Here is a 19,243-nt window from a genome sequence, read left to right as displayed (position 1 = left end):
CGCCTCAGTAGGTGAACGGATCGATCGCGGCCTTGCCGTGGTCGCTTCTCTTCTCGGGGTGGATCACCCCCTTGCGCAGGATGATGTTGGCATAAAGCCGCGGCTCGCTGGTCTGGATCAGCGCGTGTGCGGCGCGCACCCTGCTATAGAAGTCGTGGCCGATGAGCGGCACCACCTGCCGGTGCGGCTCATGCCGGGCGCAGCAATCGATCATCTCCTCGTGGACAGGATCGAGCTTGTCGCGCTCGGCCTTGACGGTCGAGCGGAAGATCGCATCCTGCACGAAATCATCGATCGGCAACACGCTCAGCACCGCATCGAGAACCGCGATGACGCCGTGGCCATCAAGCCGGATCAGCCGCCGGGCATCCTCGAGGCCGGGATAATTGCCATCGACGATGGCGATCTCGTCGCCGTGACCCATGGCCCGCAGCGTCGACAGCAGCTCCGGGCTCAGCAGCGGATTAAGTCCCTTCAGCATTCTCGACCTCCTTGAAGAGTACGTTCTGGTCTGTGAGGTAGCGGGCAAAGATCGGCAGGCTGGCGCCGCCGATGGCGCGCGCATGGGCGCCGACCGCACCCTCCATGATGTCGGGCATGACGACGCCCTGCAGGTCGAGATTGTCGGCCTCGAAAATCGTCGCCTGGACGATCCGCTCGCGCACCCAGCCGGGAAAACCGCCATCGATCACGGCTGCGCTGAAGTCGATGATCGAGGCGGCGGCGACGATTGCCTGCGCCAGCGCCTTTGCCGTATCCTGGATCCAAATCTCCAGCGGCTCGCCGAAATCGATCCAGTCGTCGGCGGAATACCATAGCGGCTCGGGGTCGATGCCGCGTTCGCGCAGCATGTTTTCGAGCACGAAGATCGATGCCACCTCGAGCAGCTGCAGCGTCTCGCCATTCTTGCCACGCACCGGCAGCGGGCCGATGGCGCCGGCCGTTCCGGTCCGCCCGGAAAAGATCGCCGAGTTCAGCACGATGCCGCCGCCGATGAACGAGCCGATGAAGAAATAAACGAAATCGGGATGCGACGGGCCGACGCCGAAGACAAGCTCCGCGCCACAGGCGCTGGTCGCGTCGTTCTGCAGATAGACGGGGTAGGGGACGCTGGCGGCGACTTCCGCATGCAGGTCGAAGTCCCGCCACACGTCCATGGCGCCCTTCGGCGAGCCCACTTCCTCTTCCCAGTTCCAGAGTTCGAACGGTGCGGCGATGCCAAGCCCGGCGATCCGTCCGCGCTCTTCGGCGGTGAGCCGGCTTTCCAGCTCCTTGATGCCGGACACGATGAAATCGAGAAACTCTTCGGGTAGCGGATAGGCGTAAGTCACATGCAGTTGCATGCGGATCTTGCCGACGAAATCCATCAGCACCAGATCGGCGCTGCGCCGGCCCATCTTCACCCCGAACGAATAGACGGCATCCGGATTGAGCCGCATCGGGATCGACGGCTGGCCGACACGGCCGCGAACGGGCTCGCCGCGCGACAGCAGCCCTTCCTTCTCCAGAACCCGCATGATCACCGAGACCGTTTGCGCCGAAAGACCGGTACGGCGCGCAACATCCGCCTTCGACTGGGCGCCATGAAGACGCACCAGCGACAGCACCAGTCGCTCGTTATAGGCGCGCACCCGAACCTGGTTCGCGCCGCCTGCCGGACTGACGTTCGGCAGCTGGGCCGGCGTATGAACCGGACCTCTCATGGACGACATTGGCCACTCCTCCCATTGATCGGCCTATGCGCTATTTTCCTGGAGCATGCCACATCGAATTAATAATTCAATTGGATTTATTTATTGACAAGCGAATTTCTTTCCCTCTTAATTAGCGCTGTGAACAGCACGAAACGGCTTGGGGGAAGCCATCGGCGAACTTTGAAGACGGTGTTCGTGCTCGTCAATTCCGGTCTAGCCATGGGGCGGATCGGCTACACTCTGGGAGGAGTATATGAAGAAATCAGTTCTTTCCGCAGCGCTCGCCGCGCTTGCTCTCGGCGTCGCCTTCTCGGCGCCTGCAAAGGCCGCGGACGTGTCCGCCTGCCTCATCACCAAGACCGACACCAACCCCTTCTTCGTCAAGATGAAGGAAGGTGCGACGGCCAAGGCCAAGGAACTCGGCGTCACGCTGAAGTCCTACGCCGGCAAGATCGATGGTGATAGCGAAAGCCAGGTTGCCGCGATCGAAAGCTGCATTGCCGATGGCGCCAAGGGCATCCTGATTGCTGCATCCGACACCAAGGGCATCGTTCCTGCGGTCAAGAAGGCTCGTGATGCCGGCCTCCTGGTCATCGCGCTCGACACCCCGCTGGAGCCGGCCGATTCTGCCGATGCGACGTTTGCCACCGACAACCTGCTTGCCGGCAAGCTGATCGGCCAGTGGGCCAAGGAAACCATGGGCGACAAGGCCAAGGACGCCAAGGTCGGCTTCCTCGATCTGACCCCGTCGCAGCCATCCGTCGACGTTTTGCGCGACCAGGGCTTCATGATGGGCTTCGGTATCGACCCCAAGGACCCGAACAAGATCGGCGACGAGGATGATGCCCGCATCGTCGGCCACGACGTCACCAACGGCAATGAAGAAGGCGGCCGCAAGGCCATGGAAAACCTTCTCCAGAAGGACCCAGGCATCAACGTCATCCACACGATCAACGAACCGGCCGCTGTCGGTGCCTACCAGGCGCTGAAGGCTGTCGGCATGGAAAAGAACGTGCTGATCGTCTCGGTTGACGGCGGTTGCCCGGGCGTCAAGTCGGTTGCCGATGGCGTCATCGGTGCCACCTCGCAGCAGTATCCGCTGATGATGGCGGCCCTCGGCGTCGAAGCGATCAAGAAGTTCGCTGATGGCGGCGAGAAGCCGAAGCCGACCGAAGGCAAGTCCTTCTTCGACACCGGCGTTTCGCTGGTCACCGACAAGCCCGTCTCCGGCGTCAAGTCGATCGACGTCAAGGAAGGCACGGCCAAGTGCTGGGGCTAAGCCTCGACAACTAGCTGCCAAGCCAAGGTAAATGGCGGCCGGGGAACTCCTCCCCGGCCGCGTTCCCAACGACCATCAGCTGCTGCCCCAGAAACCGGCATATGAAGACCGGAGCCACATGGGCGCTGGCTTTCCGCGCGCGGTTCGGCGCGAAAGCGGAGGAGGAACAATGACCGGATCACAGGAATTCGAACGGGTCCTCGACGGCAGCGACAAGAGCGTCGCCTCCTTCGACACCCAGGATGTCTCACTTCTGAAGCGCGCCCAGCACTTCCTGCACTCGACGCCGGCCGCCGTGCCGTTGATCGTGCTGGTGCTGTCGATCGTGATCTTCGGTCTGGCGATCGGCGGGCGGTTCTTCTCGTCCTACACGCTGACGCTCATCCTGCAGCAGATCGCCATCGTCGGCATTCTCGGCGCCGCGCAGACGCTGGTGATCCTGACCGCCGGCATCGATCTGTCGATCGGCGTCATCATGGTCATCTCGGCCGTCATCATGGGCAACTGTGCCGTCACCTACGGCATTCCGGCCCCGATCGCGGTGCTTGCCGGTATGGTCGCCGGTGGCCTCTGTGGCCTGCTCAACGGTTTCCTCATTGCCTACATGCGATTGCCGCCCTTCATCGTCACGCTCGGCACCTGGAACATCGTCATGGCGACGAACTTCATCTATTCCGCCAATGAGACGATCCGCGATACCGATGTCGATGCGCAGGCACCCCTGCTGCACCTCTTCGCCATCAGCTTCAAGGCCGGCACAGCCGTGCTGACGCTCGGTGTCATCGCCATGGTTCTCCTGGTCCTGGTGCTCTGGTATGTCCTCAATCACACTGCCTGGGGCCGTCACGTCTATGCCGTCGGCGACGATGCCGAAGCGGCCAAGCTCTCCGGCATCCAGACCAAGAAGGTGCTGCTCACCGTCTACGCGATCTCCGGCGTCATCGCCGCCTTCGCCGCCTGGGTGTCGATCGGCCGCAACGGTTCGATTTCGCCGTCCTCTGCCGTCACCGACTACAATCTGCAGGCCATCACCGCGACCGTGATCGGCGGCATCTCGCTGTTCGGCGGCCGCGGCTCCATCCTCGGCACCCTGTTCGGCGCCATGATCGTCGGCGTCGTGTCGATGGGCCTCAACATGCTCGGCGCCGATCCGCAGTGGAAGGTGCTGCTGACGGGCGTCCTCATCATTGCCGCAGTCGCGATCGACCAGTGGATCAGAAAGGTATCGGTGTAATCATGGCAAGCGAACCCATCCTCTACGCACGCGGTCTGGTCAAACGCTACGGCCGCGTCACCGCCCTCGACAATGCCGATTTCGACCTATACCCCGGCGAGATCCTCGCCGTCATCGGCGACAACGGCGCCGGCAAGTCGTCGCTGATCAAGGCGATCTCCGGTGCCGTCATTCCTGATGAGGGCGAGATCCGGCTGGAAGGCAAGCAGATCCAGTTCAAGTCTCCCATGGAAGCCCGCGACGCCGGCATCGAGACCGTCTACCAGAACCTGGCTCTGTCGCCAGCGCTGTCGATCGCCGACAACATGTTCCTCGGCCGCGAGATCCGCAAGCCCGGCGTTCTCGGCAGCGTCTTCCGCATGCTCGATCGCCCGGCCATGGAAAACCGGGCGCGGACAAAACTCTCCGAGCTTGGTCTGATGACCATCCAGAACATCAACCAGGCGGTGGAAACGCTCTCCGGCGGCCAGCGCCAGGGCGTGGCTGTGGCGCGTGCCGCTGCCTTCGGCTCGAAGGTCATCATCCTCGATGAGCCGACGGCAGCATTGGGCGTCAAGGAAAGCCGCAAGGTGCTGGAACTGATCCTCGACGTGCGCTCGCGCGGCATCCCGATCGTTTTGATCTCGCACAACATGCCGCACGTCTTCGAAGTCGCCGACCGCATCCATATCCACCGGCTCGGCCGTCGCTTGACGGTGATCAATCCGAAGGAATACACCATGTCGGACGCCGTCGCCTTCATGACCGGCGCCAAGGCAGTTCCCACGGAGCCGGTCGCCGCATGACGAAGTCGATCGAAGATATCGCCGGCGAGGCCATTGCCCGCGCCGGCGACGGTAAGCGTTTCCTGATCGCCATTGCCGGCCCGCCCGGCGCCGGCAAATCCACCATGGCCGACCACATCGCCGACGCATTGCGCGCCCGCGGCGAAACCGCAGCAGTGCTGCCGATGGACGGCTTCCATATGGACAATGCCGTCCTCATCGAACGCGGCCTTCTCGCCCGCAAGGGCGTACCCGAGAGTTTTGACGTCCGCGGCTTCCTCGACATCATCCGCGCCGTCCGCCCGGCCGACCAGGAGGTGTTGGTGCCGGTCTTCGACCGCTCACGCGAACTGGCGATCGCGTCGGCTCGCGCCATCACGCCCGACCACCGCTTCATCATCGTCGAAGGCAACTATCTGCTGTTCAGCCTCGGCAAGTGGGCCGAACTCGAAGGCGTGTTCGATTATTCGATCATGCTGGCACCACCGATCGAAGTGCTCGAGGAGCGCTTGTGGGAACGCTGGCGCGGATACAAGCTGAGCGAAGAAGACGCGGCCAAGAAGGTCTACGAGAACGACCTGCCGAACGGCCGCCTGATCCTCGGCAATCGGCGTCCTGCCGATGTGACGCTTGAGATCGCCTGAGCGTGCTTCCCGGTGAAATTTGACCGGCAAACTGTTTGCCATCTCAGGTGCTTGAATGATAATCCCCAAGGCTGAGCCCACAGCACAGCCTTGCCGGAGTTATAGCCATGCAATCGATCACCATCCGCCGCCCCGATGACTGGCACCTGCATCTGCGCGATGGTGCCATGATGGAAGGCGTGATTGCCGATTCAAGCCGCGATTTCGCCCGCGCCATCATCATGCCGAACCTGGTGCCGCCGGTTGTCACCACCGCCGATGCCGAGGCCTACCGGGGCCGCATCATGGCAGCGCTGCCCAAGGGCGACACATTCCAGCCGCTGATGACGCTCTATCTCACCGAGCACACCGATCCCGATGACGTCGAAGCCGGCATGACGAGCGGCCTGATCACCGCCGTCAAGCTCTACCCGGCCGGCGCCACCACCAATTCGCATGGCGGCGTGCGCGACTTCGACAAGGCAATGCCGGCGCTTGAGCGCATGGCCAGGATCGGCCTGCCGCTCTGCGTCCATGGGGAGGTGACGACACCGGAGGTCGATATCTTCGATCGCGAAGCCGTGTTCATCGAAACCGTTCTGGACCCCTTGCGCAAGCGCCTGCCGGAATTGAAGGTGACGATGGAACACGTCACCACCAGGGACGGCGTCGATTACATCAAGTCGGCTGAACGCAATCTCGCCGGCTCGATCACCACGCATCACCTGATCATCAACCGCAACGCCATCCTGGTCGGCGGCATCCGCCCGCATTACTATTGCCTGCCGGTTGCCAAGCGCGAGCATCACCGCCTGGCACTGCGCGCTGCCGCCACCAGCGGCGATAGCCGTTTCTTCCTCGGCACGGATTCTGCCCCGCATGTCGATCCGCTGAAGGAATGCGGCTGCGGCTGCGCCGGCATCTACACCTCGATCAACACGATGAGCTGCCTTGCGCATGTGTTCGAGCAGGACAATGCGCTCGACAAGCTGGAAGCCTTTGCCTCGCTGAACGGCCCGGCCTGGTATGGTCTTCCGGTGAACGAGCAAAGAACAACGTTGGTCAAGCGCGCCGATCCAGTGTCTTTTCCGGCCAAGATCGAGACGGGTGCCGGACCGGTGACCGTATTTGACCCGATGTTCCCGCTGCATTGGGACGTGGAGCGCTAATAACGCTTCATGGGCCCCTGATTTTACTGCTTCAAGGCTTGCTTTTTGTCTGGAGATGTTAGCACCGTAACACCTATGCTTTAAATAAATGATTTTTTAACGAAATTGATAACACATTCGGCGTCGGCGAAGTTGGTTTCCGACAACGAGAGCGTGGCAGAAGCCGCGGAGTTCAAAGCATGACGCTTGACTACAATTCATTGTTGACCGCGCTGGCGGTCTCGGCGGCGTGCCTCGCCGCCACCTTGATGGGCAGCTGGTTGGCGCGCCGGACGGAAACGTTTCTATTGGCCTGTGCCATCGGCCTGGTGCTGCTCGTCAGTGCCATCATCGCCTATGGCCTTTATGTCGATACGCCGACGAAGTCGCTCGCAATCCTCAGCTTTTCCCTGGTATTCCCGGGTTTCTCCATCGTCTGGGGCGCCGGACGCCAGTTTCGCACCGGCCGGTTTCCGAGCACCGCGGTCGTTGTCTCCGCGGCGCTGGCGATGATATCGACGATCACGCCGATGATGCTCGGCTACGACGGCCTCGCTTTCATGATCGACAATATTGCCATTGCCGCCGTTCTCTTTGCCACCGCCTTCCAGTATTGGCAGGCCAGGGAGGAAGCAGCCGTGCCGCTCACGGGCATCACGATCCTGTATTGCCTGACAGGCATTTCCTTCCTGCTCTGCGCCGGCATGCTGATCCGCGGTGGCAAGCTGGTGCTGGGTGTGGCACCCGACAACTGGGCCGAGGATCTGAGCCTTGCCGTCTGCATCGCCAGCATGACCGGCATCGGTGCCTTGTCGCTCGCCCTGCATCAATGGCGGATGGCGGCCCGCCACCGGGTCGATGCGGCGACCGATCCGCTCACCGGCCTGCTCAACCGCCGCGCCCTCTTCGATCGCCATGGTACCGGCGTGATGGGGCCGACTACGGCCGTCCTGGTGTTCGATATCGATCATTTCAAATCCATCAACGACAGCTTCGGCCACGCCGTCGGCGACCGCTTCCTCAAGGTATTTGCGGCTGAGCTCACGGCGAACTGCCGGGGCAGCGACAGCGTGGCGCGCCACGGCGGCGAGGAGTTCGCCATGGTGCTGCATGAGGTCATGCCCGGCCGTGCCGAAGTCGTGGCGGAGCGCATCCGCAAGGCCTTCGAGGCGCGCGAACTCGACATTGACGGCGAGATCGTCAAATGCACCGTCAGCGTCGGCGTTGCCTCCGGTCGCGTCAAGCCGCTGGCCTTCGATGCGATGCTGAGCGCCGCCGACAAGGCGCTTTATGCCGCCAAGCGCGCCGGCCGCAATCGTGTCGAACTCGCCAGCCACCTGCAGGCGGTTCCGGTGGATGCGGCACGCACGGCCTCCTGAGTCCGCCCCCCGACTCTTTCCCCTGCTCTTGATTGCAACCACGTCTCTTCGTATGATCGCGACGGCCGGATGCAGCCAGCCGCCCCGCGGCGCGAAAGCGCTATGGTGAATGCATTCACGCATATCCTTCACATCCCTTGCCGTTTGGCGATTGATGGCGAACGGGTCAGCAGACACGGGCACTGATCGTCCTGTTTGTCGCCAACGGAAGGAATAGATATGCGCGATTTTCGCGACGCCAAACTCATGGCCAAGGCGCTGCGGCAGGCTCTCGCCGGCCGCGACATTGCTCTCACCCACAGCGAAACGCTGGAGATCGTTGCCCGCCAGTTCGGTTTCGATCAATGGAATGTCCTGTCATCGAAGCTCGACGAGGCAGAAGCAGCGCCATCGACGATCAAGATCGAGCCGCCCATCCCGATCTTCCGCATCTTCGACGTTGATAAGGCCAAGGAATTCTACTGCGGTTTCCTCGGTTTCGCGCTGGATTGGGAGCATCGTTTCGGCGAGCAATTCCCGCTCTATTGCCAGGTATCCCGCAGCGGCATGCTTCTGCACCTCAGCGAGCATTCGGGCGACGCCAGCCCCGGTGCCCGCGCCTTCGTGCCTGTGGCAGGGGTGCGTGCTTTCCAGGCCGAACTGGCGGCCAAACAGTACCGCTACATGAAACCCGGCGTCCGGGAAGCGCCCTGGGGGCTGGAGATGGAGGTCATCGACCCCTTCAACAACCGCGTCACCTTCTGCGAGCGGACGTAACCGCCTGATCGGGCGATCGACTGCCTCGCTGGCTCGCGGATATGATCAGGCACGCATTCTGTTCGCGTCCCGGATCGATCGGGAAACCTCCCAGTGGACGGCATTGCGGCCGCCGTCTTTTGCCGAATAGAGCTTTCTGTCGGCCGCCATCAGCATGGATTTCAGTGTTTCGCTGGCGGGATCGCCGCGATAGACACCGAAGCTTGCCGTCACGCGCTGTGCCGGCAGCGGCCCGACCACCTTGCTCTCGAACTGCGTGCGCAGCCGATCGGCAATGCCGATCGCCGCGTCCATATCGGTTCTGGGAAGGATCAGGCAGAATTCCTCGCCGCCGATCCGGGCGGCAATATCATAGGGGCGCAGATTGTGCTGGATCGTCGCCCCGGCCATCATCAGCACCTGGTCGCCGACATCATGGCCGAACTCGTCATTGATCGATTTGAAATGGTCGAGGTCGAACACGACGACCGAAATCGGCGTGCGCTCGCGCGCCGCCCGGGCAATCTCCAGCGCGCCGATATCCTTCAGCCACCGCCGATTGCCGAGCCCGGTCAGAACGTCGGTCGTCGCCTGACGCCGAAGCTGCGACAGGGTTGCATCAAGCTCGGTGATCAGCACCGAAATACCGTTCGAAACGATGCCGACCTCATCCTTGCGGCGCGAGCGGACCGACCTGACCGCGCCGGAGGAGCGATAGGCTTCCACCACGCCCGCGACGTCGTTGAGCGGCTTGATCAGCGCCCATACCGATATCAGGCAGAAAGCGGTGCCGACGAGCGTAGCGGCGAGCACAAGGATCAGCACCGGCATGGCTTCGCTGCGGAAGCCGTTAAAGAGATAGATCACCAGAGCCAGCAGCGGCACATGTGTCGATACAAAGCAGATCGAAAAGATCTTGAGCGTCAGCGAGGTGCTGAACTTTGCAAATACGGTGGACATGGTCAGGCGCATCGGGGACTCCTTGATGGTGTCTTTAGCGTCGCGAAAATGGCGAATACCTGTCACTTGCTTCTTAATCAAATGCTTCAAATTTGAACGTTCTGCCGTCTCCGGACCCGGAGTGCAGCGCAAACGCTTGCTCTGCAACATGTATGACGAATGTCTAAAGTTACGCAAAGATTGTGGAAATCAGAGGCGCTGGCGAGATCAAGACCAGCCAAGGTTTGTAGTCTATCCGCAGGCTCGCGCTTGAGGCGAATCGCCGGGCTTGCCACAGAGGAGATAAGACATGCTGACACGGCGGGATAAGGATCGCAATCATCAATGGCAGTGCGTTGATCCGTTCACGGTCCAGCGCCGAAAATTCCGCCAATGACTTTTTGATTGCATTCTTGTCGCAGACGCGTCCGCCGTTCTGGAAACTTGGCACGCTTGCTGCTATTGCCCCATAAGTTTGAGCACCATGTTGAGGCAAAGGAGAGAACGATGATCCAGGCAACATTCACCGACCGCAAAGTTATGGCAGAACTGGTTGCGAAGATGCTTTGGGAGATCAAGGCGGTTCACTTCAATGCCAGCCAGCCCTACAAGTTCGCCTCCGGCATGGCGAGCCCCGTCTATATCGACTGCCGCAAGCTGCTCTCCTTCCCGCGCGTCCGCTCGACGGTGATGGATTTCGCCGCCAGCGTCGTGCTTCGCGATGCCGGCTTCGAGCAGTTCGATTGCATCGCCGGTGGCGAAACGGCAGGCATTCCCTTTGCAGCGCTTCTGGCCGATCGCCTCAGCCTGCCGATGATCTACGTCCGCAAGCAGCCGAAGGGCCACGGCCGCAATGCCCAGATCGAAGGCAACATGCCCGAGGGTTCGCGCGTTCTCGTCATCGAGGATCTGACCACGGCCGGCGGCAGCATGTTCAAGTTCATCGACGCCGTTCGCGACGCCGGCGGTGTCGTCGATCACGGTATCGCGCTGTTCTACTACGGCATCTTCGACGAGGGCGCGCTGCGCTTTGCCGATGGCAAGGTCAAGCTGCACTACATCGCCACCTGGCGCGATGTGCTGGCCGTTGCCAACGAGCAGAAGCTGTTCGACCAGGATACGCTGAACGAAGTCGAGGCCTTCCTCGATGCGCCGCTCGCCTGGTCGGGCCGCAATGGCGGTATTTCGTCACTTTGAATGAAGAATTGCGTGGCAGCGCTTTGCTTTTGCCACGAAGTTATCTAATCGATTTGATTATCGACATGAACGAATGCCTTGGGAGACGGACATGATTTTGTGCTGTGGGGAAGCGTTGATCGACATGCTGCCGCGGGAGACGACGCTCGGCGAAAAGGGTTTTGCGCCCTATGCCGGCGGCGCCATCTTCAACACGGCGATTGCGCTCGGCAGGCTCGGCGTTCCCACGGCCTTCTTCACCGGTCTGGCCGACGACATGATGGGCGAAATCCTGCGTGACACGCTGGTTGCCAGCAAGGTCGATTTCAGCCTCTGCGCCATCACCCCGCGCCCATCGACCGTCGCCTTCGTCAAGCTCGTCAACGGCCAGGCCACCTACGCCTTCTACGACGAAGGCACCGCCGGCCGGATGATCACCACCGCCGATCTGCCCGTCCTCGGCGATGATTGCGAAGCGCTGCACTTCGGCGCCATCAGCCTGATCCCCAGCCCCTGCGGCGAGACCTACGAAGCGCTGCTCGACCGCGAGGCCGACAGCCGCGTCATCTCGCTCGACCCGAACATCCGCCCCGGCTTCATCAAGGACAAGCAGGCCCACATGGCCCGCATCCAGCGCATGGCCGCCAAGTCCGATATCCTGAAGTTCTCCGACGAGGATCTGGAATGGTTCGGCCTCGAAGGCAGCCATGACGACCTCGCCGCCTACTGGCTGAAGCACGGCGCCAAGCTCGTCGTCATCACCAAGGGTGCCGAAGGCGCTTCCGGTTATACCAGCGAGCGCAAGGTCACCGTTCCGAGCCAGCGTGTGACGGTGGTCGATACGGTCGGCGCCGGCGACACTTTCGATGCCGGCGTGCTGGCTTCGCTGAAGATGGATGGGCTGCTGACCAAGGCACAGGTCGCCTCGCTCGACGAAAAGGCGCTGCAGAACGCGCTCTCGCTCGGCGCCAAGGCCGCTGCCGTCACCGTGTCCCGCGCCGGCGCCAACCCGCCATGGGCCAGCGAAATCGGCCTCTGAGCGTCAAGCCAGCCGATCGAGAAAGCCGAGCACGGTGCGATTGAAGTGCTCGGGCCGCTGCAGCGGCGCAAAATGGCTGACGCCCTCAAGCCCGATGAACACGGCACCCCGAATGCTGCGCACCAGATGCGCCGCATGCTCCTGCTTGATGAACTCGTCGCGATCGCCGATCACCACGGCCACCGGCACGCTGATCCGGTTGAGATCGGCAGCCGAATAATTCGGCTCTGTCGCCATCATCGCGCTGACATCCTCGACAAACGCATCGAACTGATCGGGCGTCGGCGATATCGCCGTGTAATCCATCCGGTGCCGGTTAAAGCAGCGATCGATCACCGGCGTCGGCACGAACGGCTTTACGCCTGACGGGTCCATGCTGCAGGCAAAGAAGAACACGCCGGTGACCCGCTCCGGGTGTTTGTCGGCGAGGATCAGCGCCGTACACGCCCCGTCGCTCCAGCCGACCAGCGCCGCCTTGTCGATCTCCAGATGGTCCATAACGGCAAGCACATCCGAGGCCATCAACTCATAGGTGAACGGCTGGTCGTCGCGCGTGCTGCGGCCATGTCCACGGCTGTCGATCACCACCACCCGCCGGCCTGACGCCACCAGATCGGCCACTTGATAGCCCCAGTTGCCGCTATGCCCGAGCCCGCCATGCAGCAGGATCACGGCAGGCCCGGCGCCATAGGTCGCATACCAGATTTCCGCGCCATCGTGATCGACGACGCCATCACTGTCCGCATAGGGCAGCGCCTGCGCCCCGCGCGCTGCAAACGTCACCAACTCGTCGTCTTCGATCGCCATCTCGTTCCTCCCGAATGCCACTGATATCGAGACGAACGGCATGGCCCCGTTTCGACACCCCAGCAGAAATAAATGCCTCGCAGGCCGGTCTTGGCAAGCAGCCCGCGGCTAGGTCTTCGCGCTGGCAGCGTCAAGCGCTTCACCCAGCACCGCGAACACAGTCGGATCCAACATCTGCGAGACGTTGAACCGCATGAATTCCGTCGCCGTCTGCGACAGGCTGAAGGCGTTGCCCGGCGCCAGCACCACATCCTTCTCCAGCGCCGCACGCGCCACATCCGCGGCATCGATCCCATCCGGCAGCCGGCACCACAGGAACATTCCCGCCGTTGGCTCCAGCCACGGAACGATGCCCATGCTCTTCAGCTTGGCGGACACCTCGAACATCGCCTTCGAAAGCCTGCCCCGGAGCGTCTCGACATGTTTGCGATAGCTGCCGTCGCTGAGCACGCTCAACACCAGTTGCGCGGCGTGCCTGCCGCCGCCGAACGAGGTGGCGATCTTCAAATCGGTCAGCCCGCCGATCCATTCCGGCCTGGCGGCAATGAAGCCACAGCGGGCAGACGCTGACAGCGTCTTGGAAAAACTGCCGATATGGATCACGCGGTCGAGCCCGTCGAAGGCGGCAAGGCGTGGTGCCGTCGTGTGTTCGAAGTCGGCAAAGATGTCGTCCTCGATAATGGTGAGGTCGTACTGATCGGCGATCTTCAGCACCCGGTGCGCGGTGACGGGCGAGAGGATCGCGCCGGTCGGATTGTGCAGCGCCGAATTGGTGACGTAGAGCCGTGGTCGATGTTCGGCCACCACCCGCGCAAACGCCTCGATATCGGGGCCGGAATGCGTATAGGGCACGCTGACGATCTTGGCGCGGTGCGCGCGCAGCAAAGCGTGGAAATTGAAATAGCAGGGATCATCGACCATCACAGTGTCGCCGGGCTCGATCAGGAACCGGCAGAGCAGGTCGATCGCCTGAATGCCCGATTCCGTCAGGATGATCTGGTCGGGCGACGCCCCGATCCCCTTGTCCGCCATCCGCCGGGCAATCAGCTGGCGCAGCGGCGGCAGCCCGAGTGGCGACCCATAGGCCAGCAGCACCGGAGCATCGGCCCGCGACAGCGCCCGCAGCCCGCGGCGAACGCCATCCTCGGGCAGCCACGACGGCGGCAGCCAGCCGCAGCCGGGCTTCAACCCGCTATCGCCCGCCTCCAGCGATTGCCGCGACACCCAGAACGGATCGACCTGGCGATCAAGCCGCGGCCCGACTTCCGACAGTGCGAAGGGTGCTGCCTGATTGGCGACGTAGAAGCCAGAGCCCGGCCGCGACAGGATGGCGCCTTCCGCCACCAGCCGCTCATAGGCCTCGACCACCGTCGAGGTCGACAGCTTCATCGTCGCCGCCAGCGCTCGCACCGAGGGCAGCTTCGCCCCCGGTGTCAGGCTGCGGCCGGCAATGCGCTGCTTCACCGTGGTCATGACGGCGGCGACGCGGGTGATGCCTGCAGATATGTCGTCGCTCATCCGTACTGCCCTATGGACCATAACAGTTTCGCGAAACTGTATCAGACTGTCACTGGCCTTGCGATAGCCTTCCGTCCGATAAGGCTGCATGATTTAGAGGATGGAGTGCAGCATGGACCGCGCGTCGGCTGGTTGGATCAATGGGTTTATCGGCATCCTGATCTTCAGCGGATCACTGCCGGCAACCCGCATGGCGGTGATGGGCTTCGATCCGGTGTTCCTCACCGTGGCCCGCGCAACGATCGCCGGCCTGATCGCGCTGGCGCTGTTGCTGCTGTTTCGCGAGAAGCGCCCCGCGCGGTCCGATCTGGCGTCGCTAGTCATTGTCGCCTTCGGTGTCGTCATCGGCTTCCCCCTGCTGACAGCACTGGCGCTCACCCACGTGACCTCCGCCCATTCCACCGTCTTCATCGGCCTGCTGCCGCTGTCCACGGCGATCTTCGGCGTACTGCGCGGCGGCGAGCGCCCGCGTCCGGCGTTCTGGATCTTCTCCTGTCTCGGCAGTGCATTGGTGGCCGGTTTCGCCGTCTCGCAGGGCATTGCCGCCGCGCCGCTCGGCGATCTCCTGATGCTGGCCGCGATCATCGTCTGCGGTCTGGGCTATGCCGAGGGAGCGAAACTCTCGCGCAAACTCGGTGGCTGGCAGGTGATATCCTGGGCGCTGGTGCTGGCGCTGCCTGTGATGCTCGCTCTGGCGCTGTTCAATCTGCCGTCATCCTTCGCCAGCATCGCCGCACCGTCCTGGGTGGGGCTTGTCTACGTCTCGCTGTTCAGCATGCTGATCGGCTTCTTCTTCTGGTATCGCGGCCTCGCGCAGGGCGGCATCGCCGGTGTCGGGCAGTTGCAGCTGCTGCAGCCTTTCTTCGGCCTGTTGCTGGCGGCCACGCTGCTGCACGAGCAGATCAGCCCGATCATGCTGGTTGTCACCGTCGCCATCGTTGCCTGCGTCGCCGGTGCGAAGAAGTTTGCACGATGAGGGATGAGTGCCTTCGGACGCAAGAATATGCTTGCTTTTTTCGCCCCGTGCGCTCCTCTGTTGGTTAGCCATCATCGTCTGATATGGCCTAACCAGGGAGCCAAACATGGCAAAGGGTCAAATCCGCGGAAGTCGCGAAGCGCGCAAGCCGAAGAAGGACAAATCCGCAGCATCCCCGGCCTCGCAGCAGGGGTCGCAGGTCAAGCAGGCAGCCAGCACGACGTCGCTTGGCAAGGGAACCAAAGGCTGATTTCGCCTGTCGGCCGCTGATGCTGGCCGCATAAAAAACGCTCCCGCAGCGGTTACCGCGGGAGCGTCGTACTCTCCAGATATGACTCTGGCTTCAGATCTTACTTAGCCAGCTTGGCCAGTTCCGCGACCAGACCCTGCGTCGATGAATCGTGACCGGCGGCACTTTCCTTGCCTTCGATGACAGGCAGCAGACCGGTTGCCAGTTCCTTGCCAAGCTCGACGCCCCACTGGTCGAACGAGTTGATGCGGAACAACACCCCTTCCACGAACACGCGGTGCTCATAGAGCGCGATCAGGCGACCCAGCGCAAACGGTGTCAGCTTGTCGTGGACGAAGGTGATCGACGGGCGGTTGCCGGTGAAGACGCGGTGCGGCGCGATGAAATCGGCCTTCTTGTCGTCCATGCCCTTGTCGGTCAGCTGCTTCTTCGCTTCCGCGAAGGTGCGGCCCTTCATCAGCGCTTCCGACTGGGCGATCACATTGGCCATCAGCAGCTGGTGCTGGTGGCGCAGTTCCGGCTCGAAGCCGTTGGCGGCGATCATGAACTCGGCCGGGATCACGCTCGTGCCCTGGTGGATCAGCTGGTAGAAGGCATGCTGGCCGTTGGTGCCGGGCTCGCCCCAGACGACAGGTCCGGAATTGCCCTCGACAGGGGTACCGTCGATGGTCACGCCCTTGCCGTTCGATTCCATGTCGAGCTGCTGCAGGTAGGCCGGGAAGCGCGACAAGCGCTGGTCGTAGGGCAGGATCGCGCGGGTGGCGTAGCCGAGAACGTTTCTGTTGTAGAAGCCGATCAGGCCGAGCAGGATCGGCAGGTTCTTGGCGATCGGTGCGGTGCGGAAGTGGTTGTCGATCGAGTGTGCACCATCGAGGAACTTGCCGAGGTTCTCAGGTCCGACGGCAAGCATCAACGGCAGGCCGATTGCCGACCAGATCGAGTAGCGACCGCCGACCCAATCCCAGAAGCCGAAGATCCGGTCGCTTTCGATGCCGAAGGCAGCGACCTTTTCGAGTGCCGTCGAAACCGCGCAGAAGTGATGCTGAACCGCAGCTTCGCCGAGCGCATCGGCAATGAACTTGCGCGCCGTCTGCGCATTGGTCATCGTTTCGATCGTCGTAAACGTCTTGGAAGCGACGATGAACAGCGTCGTTTCCGGCTGCACCAGCTTCAGTGTGTCGGCGATGTGGGCGCTGTCGATGTTGGAGACGAAGTGGGCGCGCGGGCCGTCATGGAACGGTGCCAGCGCCAGCGTCGCCATCACCGGGCCGAGGTCGGAACCGCCGATGCCGATGTTGACGACGTCGGTGATCTTCTTGCCGGTCGCACCCTTCAGCGCGCCCGAGCGGATGCCGTCGGCAAACTTGCCCATGGCGGCGAGCACGGCGTTGACGTCAGGCATGACGTCCTTGCCATCGACCATGACGGGCGTGTTGGAGCGATTGCGCAGCGCCGTGTGCAGAACGGCGCGGTCTTCGGTGAAGTTGATCGCCTTGCCCGAGAACATCTCGTCGCGCTTGGCTTCGACGCCGCCGGCTTCGGCCAGCTTGACGAGCAGTGCCAGCACTTCGTCGTTGACGGCGGTTTTCGAGAAATCCATCAGCAGATCGTCGAGCGACGCGGTGAAACGGGAGAAGCGCTGCGGATCGGCCGCGAAGGCGGCACGGATGTCGGTGGCCTTGGTGGCAGCCGCGGTGCTCTTCAGTTGTTCGACGATGGCATTCATGGGAGGCTCCTTTGCAGGGCGTGAGGGTCGCGGAAACTATTCGCTTTGTAGGGTGCAAATCAAGTTCACTGTCCTGCCGAAACGCAAAAAAGCCACCCGCAGGCGCAGATGGCTTTTAATTTCACGCAATCGTCAAATTCAGCCGCGCAGATCCTTGCGCAGGATCTTGCCAACCGGCGACTTCGGCAATTCGCTGCGGAATTCGATGAAGCGCGGCCGCTTGTAGTTGGTCAGGTTGGCGGCGCAATGGGCCTTCACGTCGGCCTCAGTCAGCGCCGGATCCTTGCGCACCACGAACAGCTTCACCGCCTCGCCGGAGTGCCCGTCGGCCACGCCAACCGCTGCTGCTTCGAGGATTCCGGCGTGCATCGCCGCCACCTCCTCGATCTCGTTGGGGTAGACGTTGAAGCCCGAGACCAGGATCATGTCCTTCTTCCGGTCGACGATCTTGGTGTAGCCGCGCGCATCCATGTAGCCCATGTCGCCGGTGCGGAAATAGCTGTCCGGGGTCATTGCCCGCGCCGTCTCATCCGGCCTGTTCCAGTAGCCGGCCATCACCTGTGGCCCGCGAATGCAGATTTCGCCGACCTCGCCGAGCGCCAGCGAATTGCCGTCCTCGTCGCGAATATCGAGATCGGTGGAGGAGATCGGCAGGCCGATCGAGCCGGTAAACTCGGGCGAATCGAATCGGTTGGCGGTTGCCACCGGCGATGTCTCCGAGAGGCCGTACCCCTCGGTGATGTGCCCACCGGTGATTTTCAGCCAGCGTTCCGCCACCGGCCGCTGCACCGCCATGCCGCCGCCAAGCGAGATCACCAGCGAGGAGAAATCCACCTTGGCGAACTCTGCATTGTTCATCAGCGCATTGAACAGCGTGTTGAGGCCGGGGAAGACATGCACGTTGGATTTCGAAAACTCCCGCACCAGCGCCGGAATATCGCGCGGATTGGCAACCAGGATATTGTGCGCGCCGAGCGACATGCCCATCAGCGAATTCACCGTCAGCGCGAAGATATGGTAGAGCGGCAGCGCGCAGAGGAAGTTCAGCACCTCGGGCCGCTGGCGGTTCTCAAACGCCGTTTTCAGCCAGATCTCCAGCTGCAGCTTGTTCGACAACAGGTTCCTGTGGGTCAGCATCGCACCCTTGGCGATCCCGGTCGTGCCACCTGTATACTGCAGGAAGGCGATGTCACCGGCCACCAGCCCGGCCGGCTTCAGCGCGACACCTTCACCTTCGCCAAGCACCTGTTTGAACGTCTTGTGCTGCGGGATCGACCACGCGGGGACAAGCTTCTTCACCTTGCGCACCAGCAGGTTGACGATCAGCCCCTTGGCACCCAGCATCTCGCCGAGCGAGCTGACGACCACATGCCGCACGTCGGTCTTCTCCAGCACCTGCTCGACAGTGCGGGCAAAATTCTCCAGCACGAAGATCGCCTTGGCGCCTGAATCGCGCAGCTGGTGCTCCAGCTCGCGCGGCGTGTAGAGCGGGTTGACATTCACCACCACCAGACCGGCGCGCAGGATGCCATAGGCGGCAATCGGGTTCTGCAGCACGTTCGGCATCATCACCGCAACGCGGTCGCCCTTCTGCAGGCCCGTACTCTGCAGCCATGCAGCGATCTTGCGCGTCTGGCTCTCCAACTCGCGATAGCTGAGCTTCCTGCCCATGCTGGAAAAGGCGATGCGGTCGGCGTAGCGCTGGCAGGATTTCTCCAGCAGCTCTGCCAGCGATTCATATTCCAGCGGCGGAAGCTCTGCCGGCACGATCGCGGGATAAGCGGCAAGCCAAGGCTTTTCGGGCTTGGCACCGTCTGGATGGACGGAAATGCTGTTCATCGTGTCTCTCTCCCTGTCGTTGCCGGCCGGTAACCCGGCAACCTATTGGAAGATCCTCCATCCTCCAATACGGCAGCTTATGCCATTGCCTGAATGGTTCAAGCAGAGACTAGGATT

Annotated in this window: 18 protein-coding genes; 11 read left to right on the top strand and 7 right to left on the bottom strand. The window is 62.4% G+C overall.

The features are described from left to right. Window positions 1-4: 4 nt before the first annotated feature. Both GVL52_RS11260 and GVL52_RS11255 read right to left on the bottom strand, forming a co-directional pair. Window positions 5-481 carry an RbsD/FucU family protein gene (locus GVL52_RS11260; RefSeq protein WP_160007007.1) on the bottom strand — a complete coding sequence of 159 codons (477 nt, stop codon included), beginning with the start codon at window positions 479-481 and terminating at the stop codon, window positions 5-7. Beyond that, on the bottom strand, window positions 465-1,712 hold the full coding sequence (locus GVL52_RS11255) for an ROK family transcriptional regulator (RefSeq protein WP_160007005.1): 1,248 nt from the start codon (window positions 1,710-1,712) through the stop codon (window positions 465-467). Before GVL52_RS11255 ends, GVL52_RS11260 begins: the two co-directional genes overlap by 17 nt. A 235-nt stretch (window positions 1,713-1,947) precedes the next feature. Here GVL52_RS11255 and GVL52_RS11250 point away from each other — a divergent pair, with 235 nt between their 5' ends. The 7 genes from GVL52_RS11250 (at window position 1,948) to GVL52_RS11220 (ending at window position 8,877) form a co-directional block, all read left to right on the top strand. After that, the gene (locus GVL52_RS11250) at window positions 1,948-2,973 is read left to right on the top strand and encodes a sugar ABC transporter substrate-binding protein (protein ID WP_160007003.1); all 1,026 of its coding nucleotides are present in this window, start codon (window positions 1,948-1,950) and stop codon (window positions 2,971-2,973) included. A 169-nt stretch (window positions 2,974-3,142) separates the two neighbouring features. Continuing rightward, window positions 3,143-4,207 carry an ABC transporter permease gene (locus GVL52_RS11245; protein WP_160007001.1) on the top strand — a complete coding sequence of 355 codons (1,065 nt, stop codon included), beginning with the start codon at window positions 3,143-3,145 and terminating at the stop codon, window positions 4,205-4,207. A gap of 2 nt (window positions 4,208-4,209) precedes the next feature. After that, window positions 4,210-4,992, top strand: a complete 783-nt coding sequence (locus GVL52_RS11240; protein ID WP_160006999.1) for an ATP-binding cassette domain-containing protein — start codon at window positions 4,210-4,212, stop codon at window positions 4,990-4,992. Beyond that, window positions 4,989-5,615 (top strand): nucleoside triphosphate hydrolase, encoded by a 627-nt coding sequence (locus tag GVL52_RS11235; protein ID WP_160006997.1) that lies wholly within the window; start codon window positions 4,989-4,991, stop codon window positions 5,613-5,615. Before GVL52_RS11240 ends, GVL52_RS11235 begins: the two co-directional genes overlap by 4 nt. 107 nt (window positions 5,616-5,722) lie before the next feature. Next, window positions 5,723-6,763, top strand: a complete 1,041-nt coding sequence (pyrC, locus tag GVL52_RS11230) for a dihydroorotase (protein ID WP_160006995.1) — start codon at window positions 5,723-5,725, stop codon at window positions 6,761-6,763. A gap of 179 nt (window positions 6,764-6,942) precedes the next feature. Further along, complete coding sequence (locus GVL52_RS11225) at window positions 6,943-8,121, top strand: diguanylate cyclase (protein WP_160006993.1); 1,179 nt, start codon at window positions 6,943-6,945, stop codon at window positions 8,119-8,121. A 219-nt stretch (window positions 8,122-8,340) separates the two neighbouring features. Further along, complete coding sequence (locus GVL52_RS11220) at window positions 8,341-8,877, top strand: glyoxalase superfamily protein (protein WP_160006991.1); 537 nt, start codon at window positions 8,341-8,343, stop codon at window positions 8,875-8,877. A 45-nt stretch (window positions 8,878-8,922) separates the two neighbouring features. On the opposite strand, the gene GVL52_RS11215 is transcribed toward GVL52_RS11220, so the two are convergent. Next, complete coding sequence (locus GVL52_RS11215; protein ID WP_160006989.1) at window positions 8,923-9,828, bottom strand: GGDEF domain-containing protein; 906 nt, start codon at window positions 9,826-9,828, stop codon at window positions 8,923-8,925. Between the two features lie 474 nt (window positions 9,829-10,302). On the opposite strand from GVL52_RS11215, the gene GVL52_RS11210 reads away from it, so the two are divergent. Beyond that, on the top strand, window positions 10,303-10,992 hold the full coding sequence (locus tag GVL52_RS11210; protein ID WP_160006987.1) for an orotate phosphoribosyltransferase: 690 nt from the start codon (window positions 10,303-10,305) through the stop codon (window positions 10,990-10,992). A gap of 91 nt (window positions 10,993-11,083) precedes the next feature. Then, window positions 11,084-12,010, top strand: coding sequence for a carbohydrate kinase (locus tag GVL52_RS11205; protein ID WP_160006985.1), 927 nt, complete (start codon window positions 11,084-11,086; stop codon window positions 12,008-12,010). A 3-nt stretch (window positions 12,011-12,013) separates the two neighbouring features. Here the strand turns inward: GVL52_RS11205 and GVL52_RS11200 are convergent, their stop codons facing one another. Then, window positions 12,014-12,817, bottom strand: a complete 804-nt coding sequence (locus tag GVL52_RS11200) for an alpha/beta fold hydrolase (RefSeq protein ID WP_160006983.1) — start codon at window positions 12,815-12,817, stop codon at window positions 12,014-12,016. A 108-nt stretch (window positions 12,818-12,925) separates the two neighbouring features. Beyond that, window positions 12,926-14,356, bottom strand: coding sequence for a PLP-dependent aminotransferase family protein (locus GVL52_RS11195; RefSeq protein ID WP_160006981.1), 1,431 nt, complete (start codon window positions 14,354-14,356; stop codon window positions 12,926-12,928). 91 nt (window positions 14,357-14,447) lie between these two features. Between GVL52_RS11195 and GVL52_RS11190 the strand changes: the two genes are divergently transcribed. Next, window positions 14,448-15,311, top strand: a complete 864-nt coding sequence (locus GVL52_RS11190) for a DMT family transporter (RefSeq protein WP_160006979.1) — start codon at window positions 14,448-14,450, stop codon at window positions 15,309-15,311. Window positions 15,312-15,417: 106 nt separating this feature from the next. Further along, on the top strand, window positions 15,418-15,561 hold the full coding sequence (locus tag GVL52_RS30380) for a hypothetical protein (protein ID WP_200847805.1): 144 nt from the start codon (window positions 15,418-15,420) through the stop codon (window positions 15,559-15,561). 100 nt (window positions 15,562-15,661) lie between these two features. On the opposite strand, the gene pgi is transcribed toward GVL52_RS30380, so the two are convergent. Together pgi and GVL52_RS11180 are read right to left on the bottom strand one after the other, a co-directional pair. Then, a complete protein-coding gene (gene pgi, locus GVL52_RS11185; RefSeq protein WP_160006977.1) occupies window positions 15,662-17,287 on the bottom strand; it encodes a glucose-6-phosphate isomerase in 1,626 nt (541 codons plus the stop codon). A gap of 138 nt (window positions 17,288-17,425) precedes the next feature. Beyond that, window positions 17,426-19,126, bottom strand: a complete 1,701-nt coding sequence (locus GVL52_RS11180) for a long-chain fatty acid--CoA ligase (protein ID WP_160006974.1) — start codon at window positions 19,124-19,126, stop codon at window positions 17,426-17,428. Window positions 19,127-19,243 lie beyond the last annotated feature (117 nt).

The organism is Rhizobium sp. 18055, from assembly GCF_902706285.1.
Classification (GTDB): Bacteria; Pseudomonadota; Alphaproteobacteria; order Rhizobiales; family Rhizobiaceae; genus Rhizobium.
This window is presented reverse-complemented; position numbering and strand designations above follow the sequence as displayed.

Excerpts from the sequence above, each read along its gene's own strand:
- GVL52_RS11260 (WP_160007007.1), bottom strand. The coding sequence starts at position 481 with ATGCTGAAGGGACTTAATCCGCTGCTGAGCCCGGAGCTGCTGTCGACG.
- GVL52_RS11255 (WP_160007005.1), bottom strand. The coding sequence starts at position 1,712 with ATGTCGTCCATGAGAGGTCCGGTTCATACGCCGGCCCAGCTGCCGAAC.
- GVL52_RS11250 (WP_160007003.1), top strand. The coding sequence starts at position 1,948 with ATGAAGAAATCAGTTCTTTCCGCAGCGCTCGCCGCGCTTGCTCTCGGC.
- GVL52_RS11245 (WP_160007001.1), top strand. The coding sequence starts at position 3,143 with ATGACCGGATCACAGGAATTCGAACGGGTCCTCGACGGCAGCGACAAG.
- GVL52_RS11240 (WP_160006999.1), top strand. The coding sequence starts at position 4,210 with ATGGCAAGCGAACCCATCCTCTACGCACGCGGTCTGGTCAAACGCTAC.
- GVL52_RS11235 (WP_160006997.1), top strand. The coding sequence starts at position 4,989 with ATGACGAAGTCGATCGAAGATATCGCCGGCGAGGCCATTGCCCGCGCC.
- pyrC (WP_160006995.1), top strand. The coding sequence starts at position 5,723 with ATGCAATCGATCACCATCCGCCGCCCCGATGACTGGCACCTGCATCTG.
- GVL52_RS11225 (WP_160006993.1), top strand. The coding sequence starts at position 6,943 with ATGACGCTTGACTACAATTCATTGTTGACCGCGCTGGCGGTCTCGGCG.
- GVL52_RS11220 (WP_160006991.1), top strand. The coding sequence starts at position 8,341 with ATGCGCGATTTTCGCGACGCCAAACTCATGGCCAAGGCGCTGCGGCAG.
- GVL52_RS11215 (WP_160006989.1), bottom strand. The coding sequence starts at position 9,828 with ATGCGCCTGACCATGTCCACCGTATTTGCAAAGTTCAGCACCTCGCTG.
- GVL52_RS11210 (WP_160006987.1), top strand. The coding sequence starts at position 10,303 with ATGATCCAGGCAACATTCACCGACCGCAAAGTTATGGCAGAACTGGTT.
- GVL52_RS11205 (WP_160006985.1), top strand. The coding sequence starts at position 11,084 with ATGATTTTGTGCTGTGGGGAAGCGTTGATCGACATGCTGCCGCGGGAG.
- GVL52_RS11200 (WP_160006983.1), bottom strand. The coding sequence starts at position 12,817 with ATGGCGATCGAAGACGACGAGTTGGTGACGTTTGCAGCGCGCGGGGCG.
- GVL52_RS11195 (WP_160006981.1), bottom strand. The coding sequence starts at position 14,356 with ATGGTCCATAGGGCAGTACGGATGAGCGACGACATATCTGCAGGCATC.
- GVL52_RS11190 (WP_160006979.1), top strand. The coding sequence starts at position 14,448 with ATGGACCGCGCGTCGGCTGGTTGGATCAATGGGTTTATCGGCATCCTG.
- GVL52_RS30380 (WP_200847805.1), top strand. The coding sequence starts at position 15,418 with ATGGCAAAGGGTCAAATCCGCGGAAGTCGCGAAGCGCGCAAGCCGAAG.
- pgi (WP_160006977.1), bottom strand. The coding sequence starts at position 17,287 with ATGAATGCCATCGTCGAACAACTGAAGAGCACCGCGGCTGCCACCAAG.
- GVL52_RS11180 (WP_160006974.1), bottom strand. The coding sequence starts at position 19,126 with ATGAACAGCATTTCCGTCCATCCAGACGGTGCCAAGCCCGAAAAGCCT.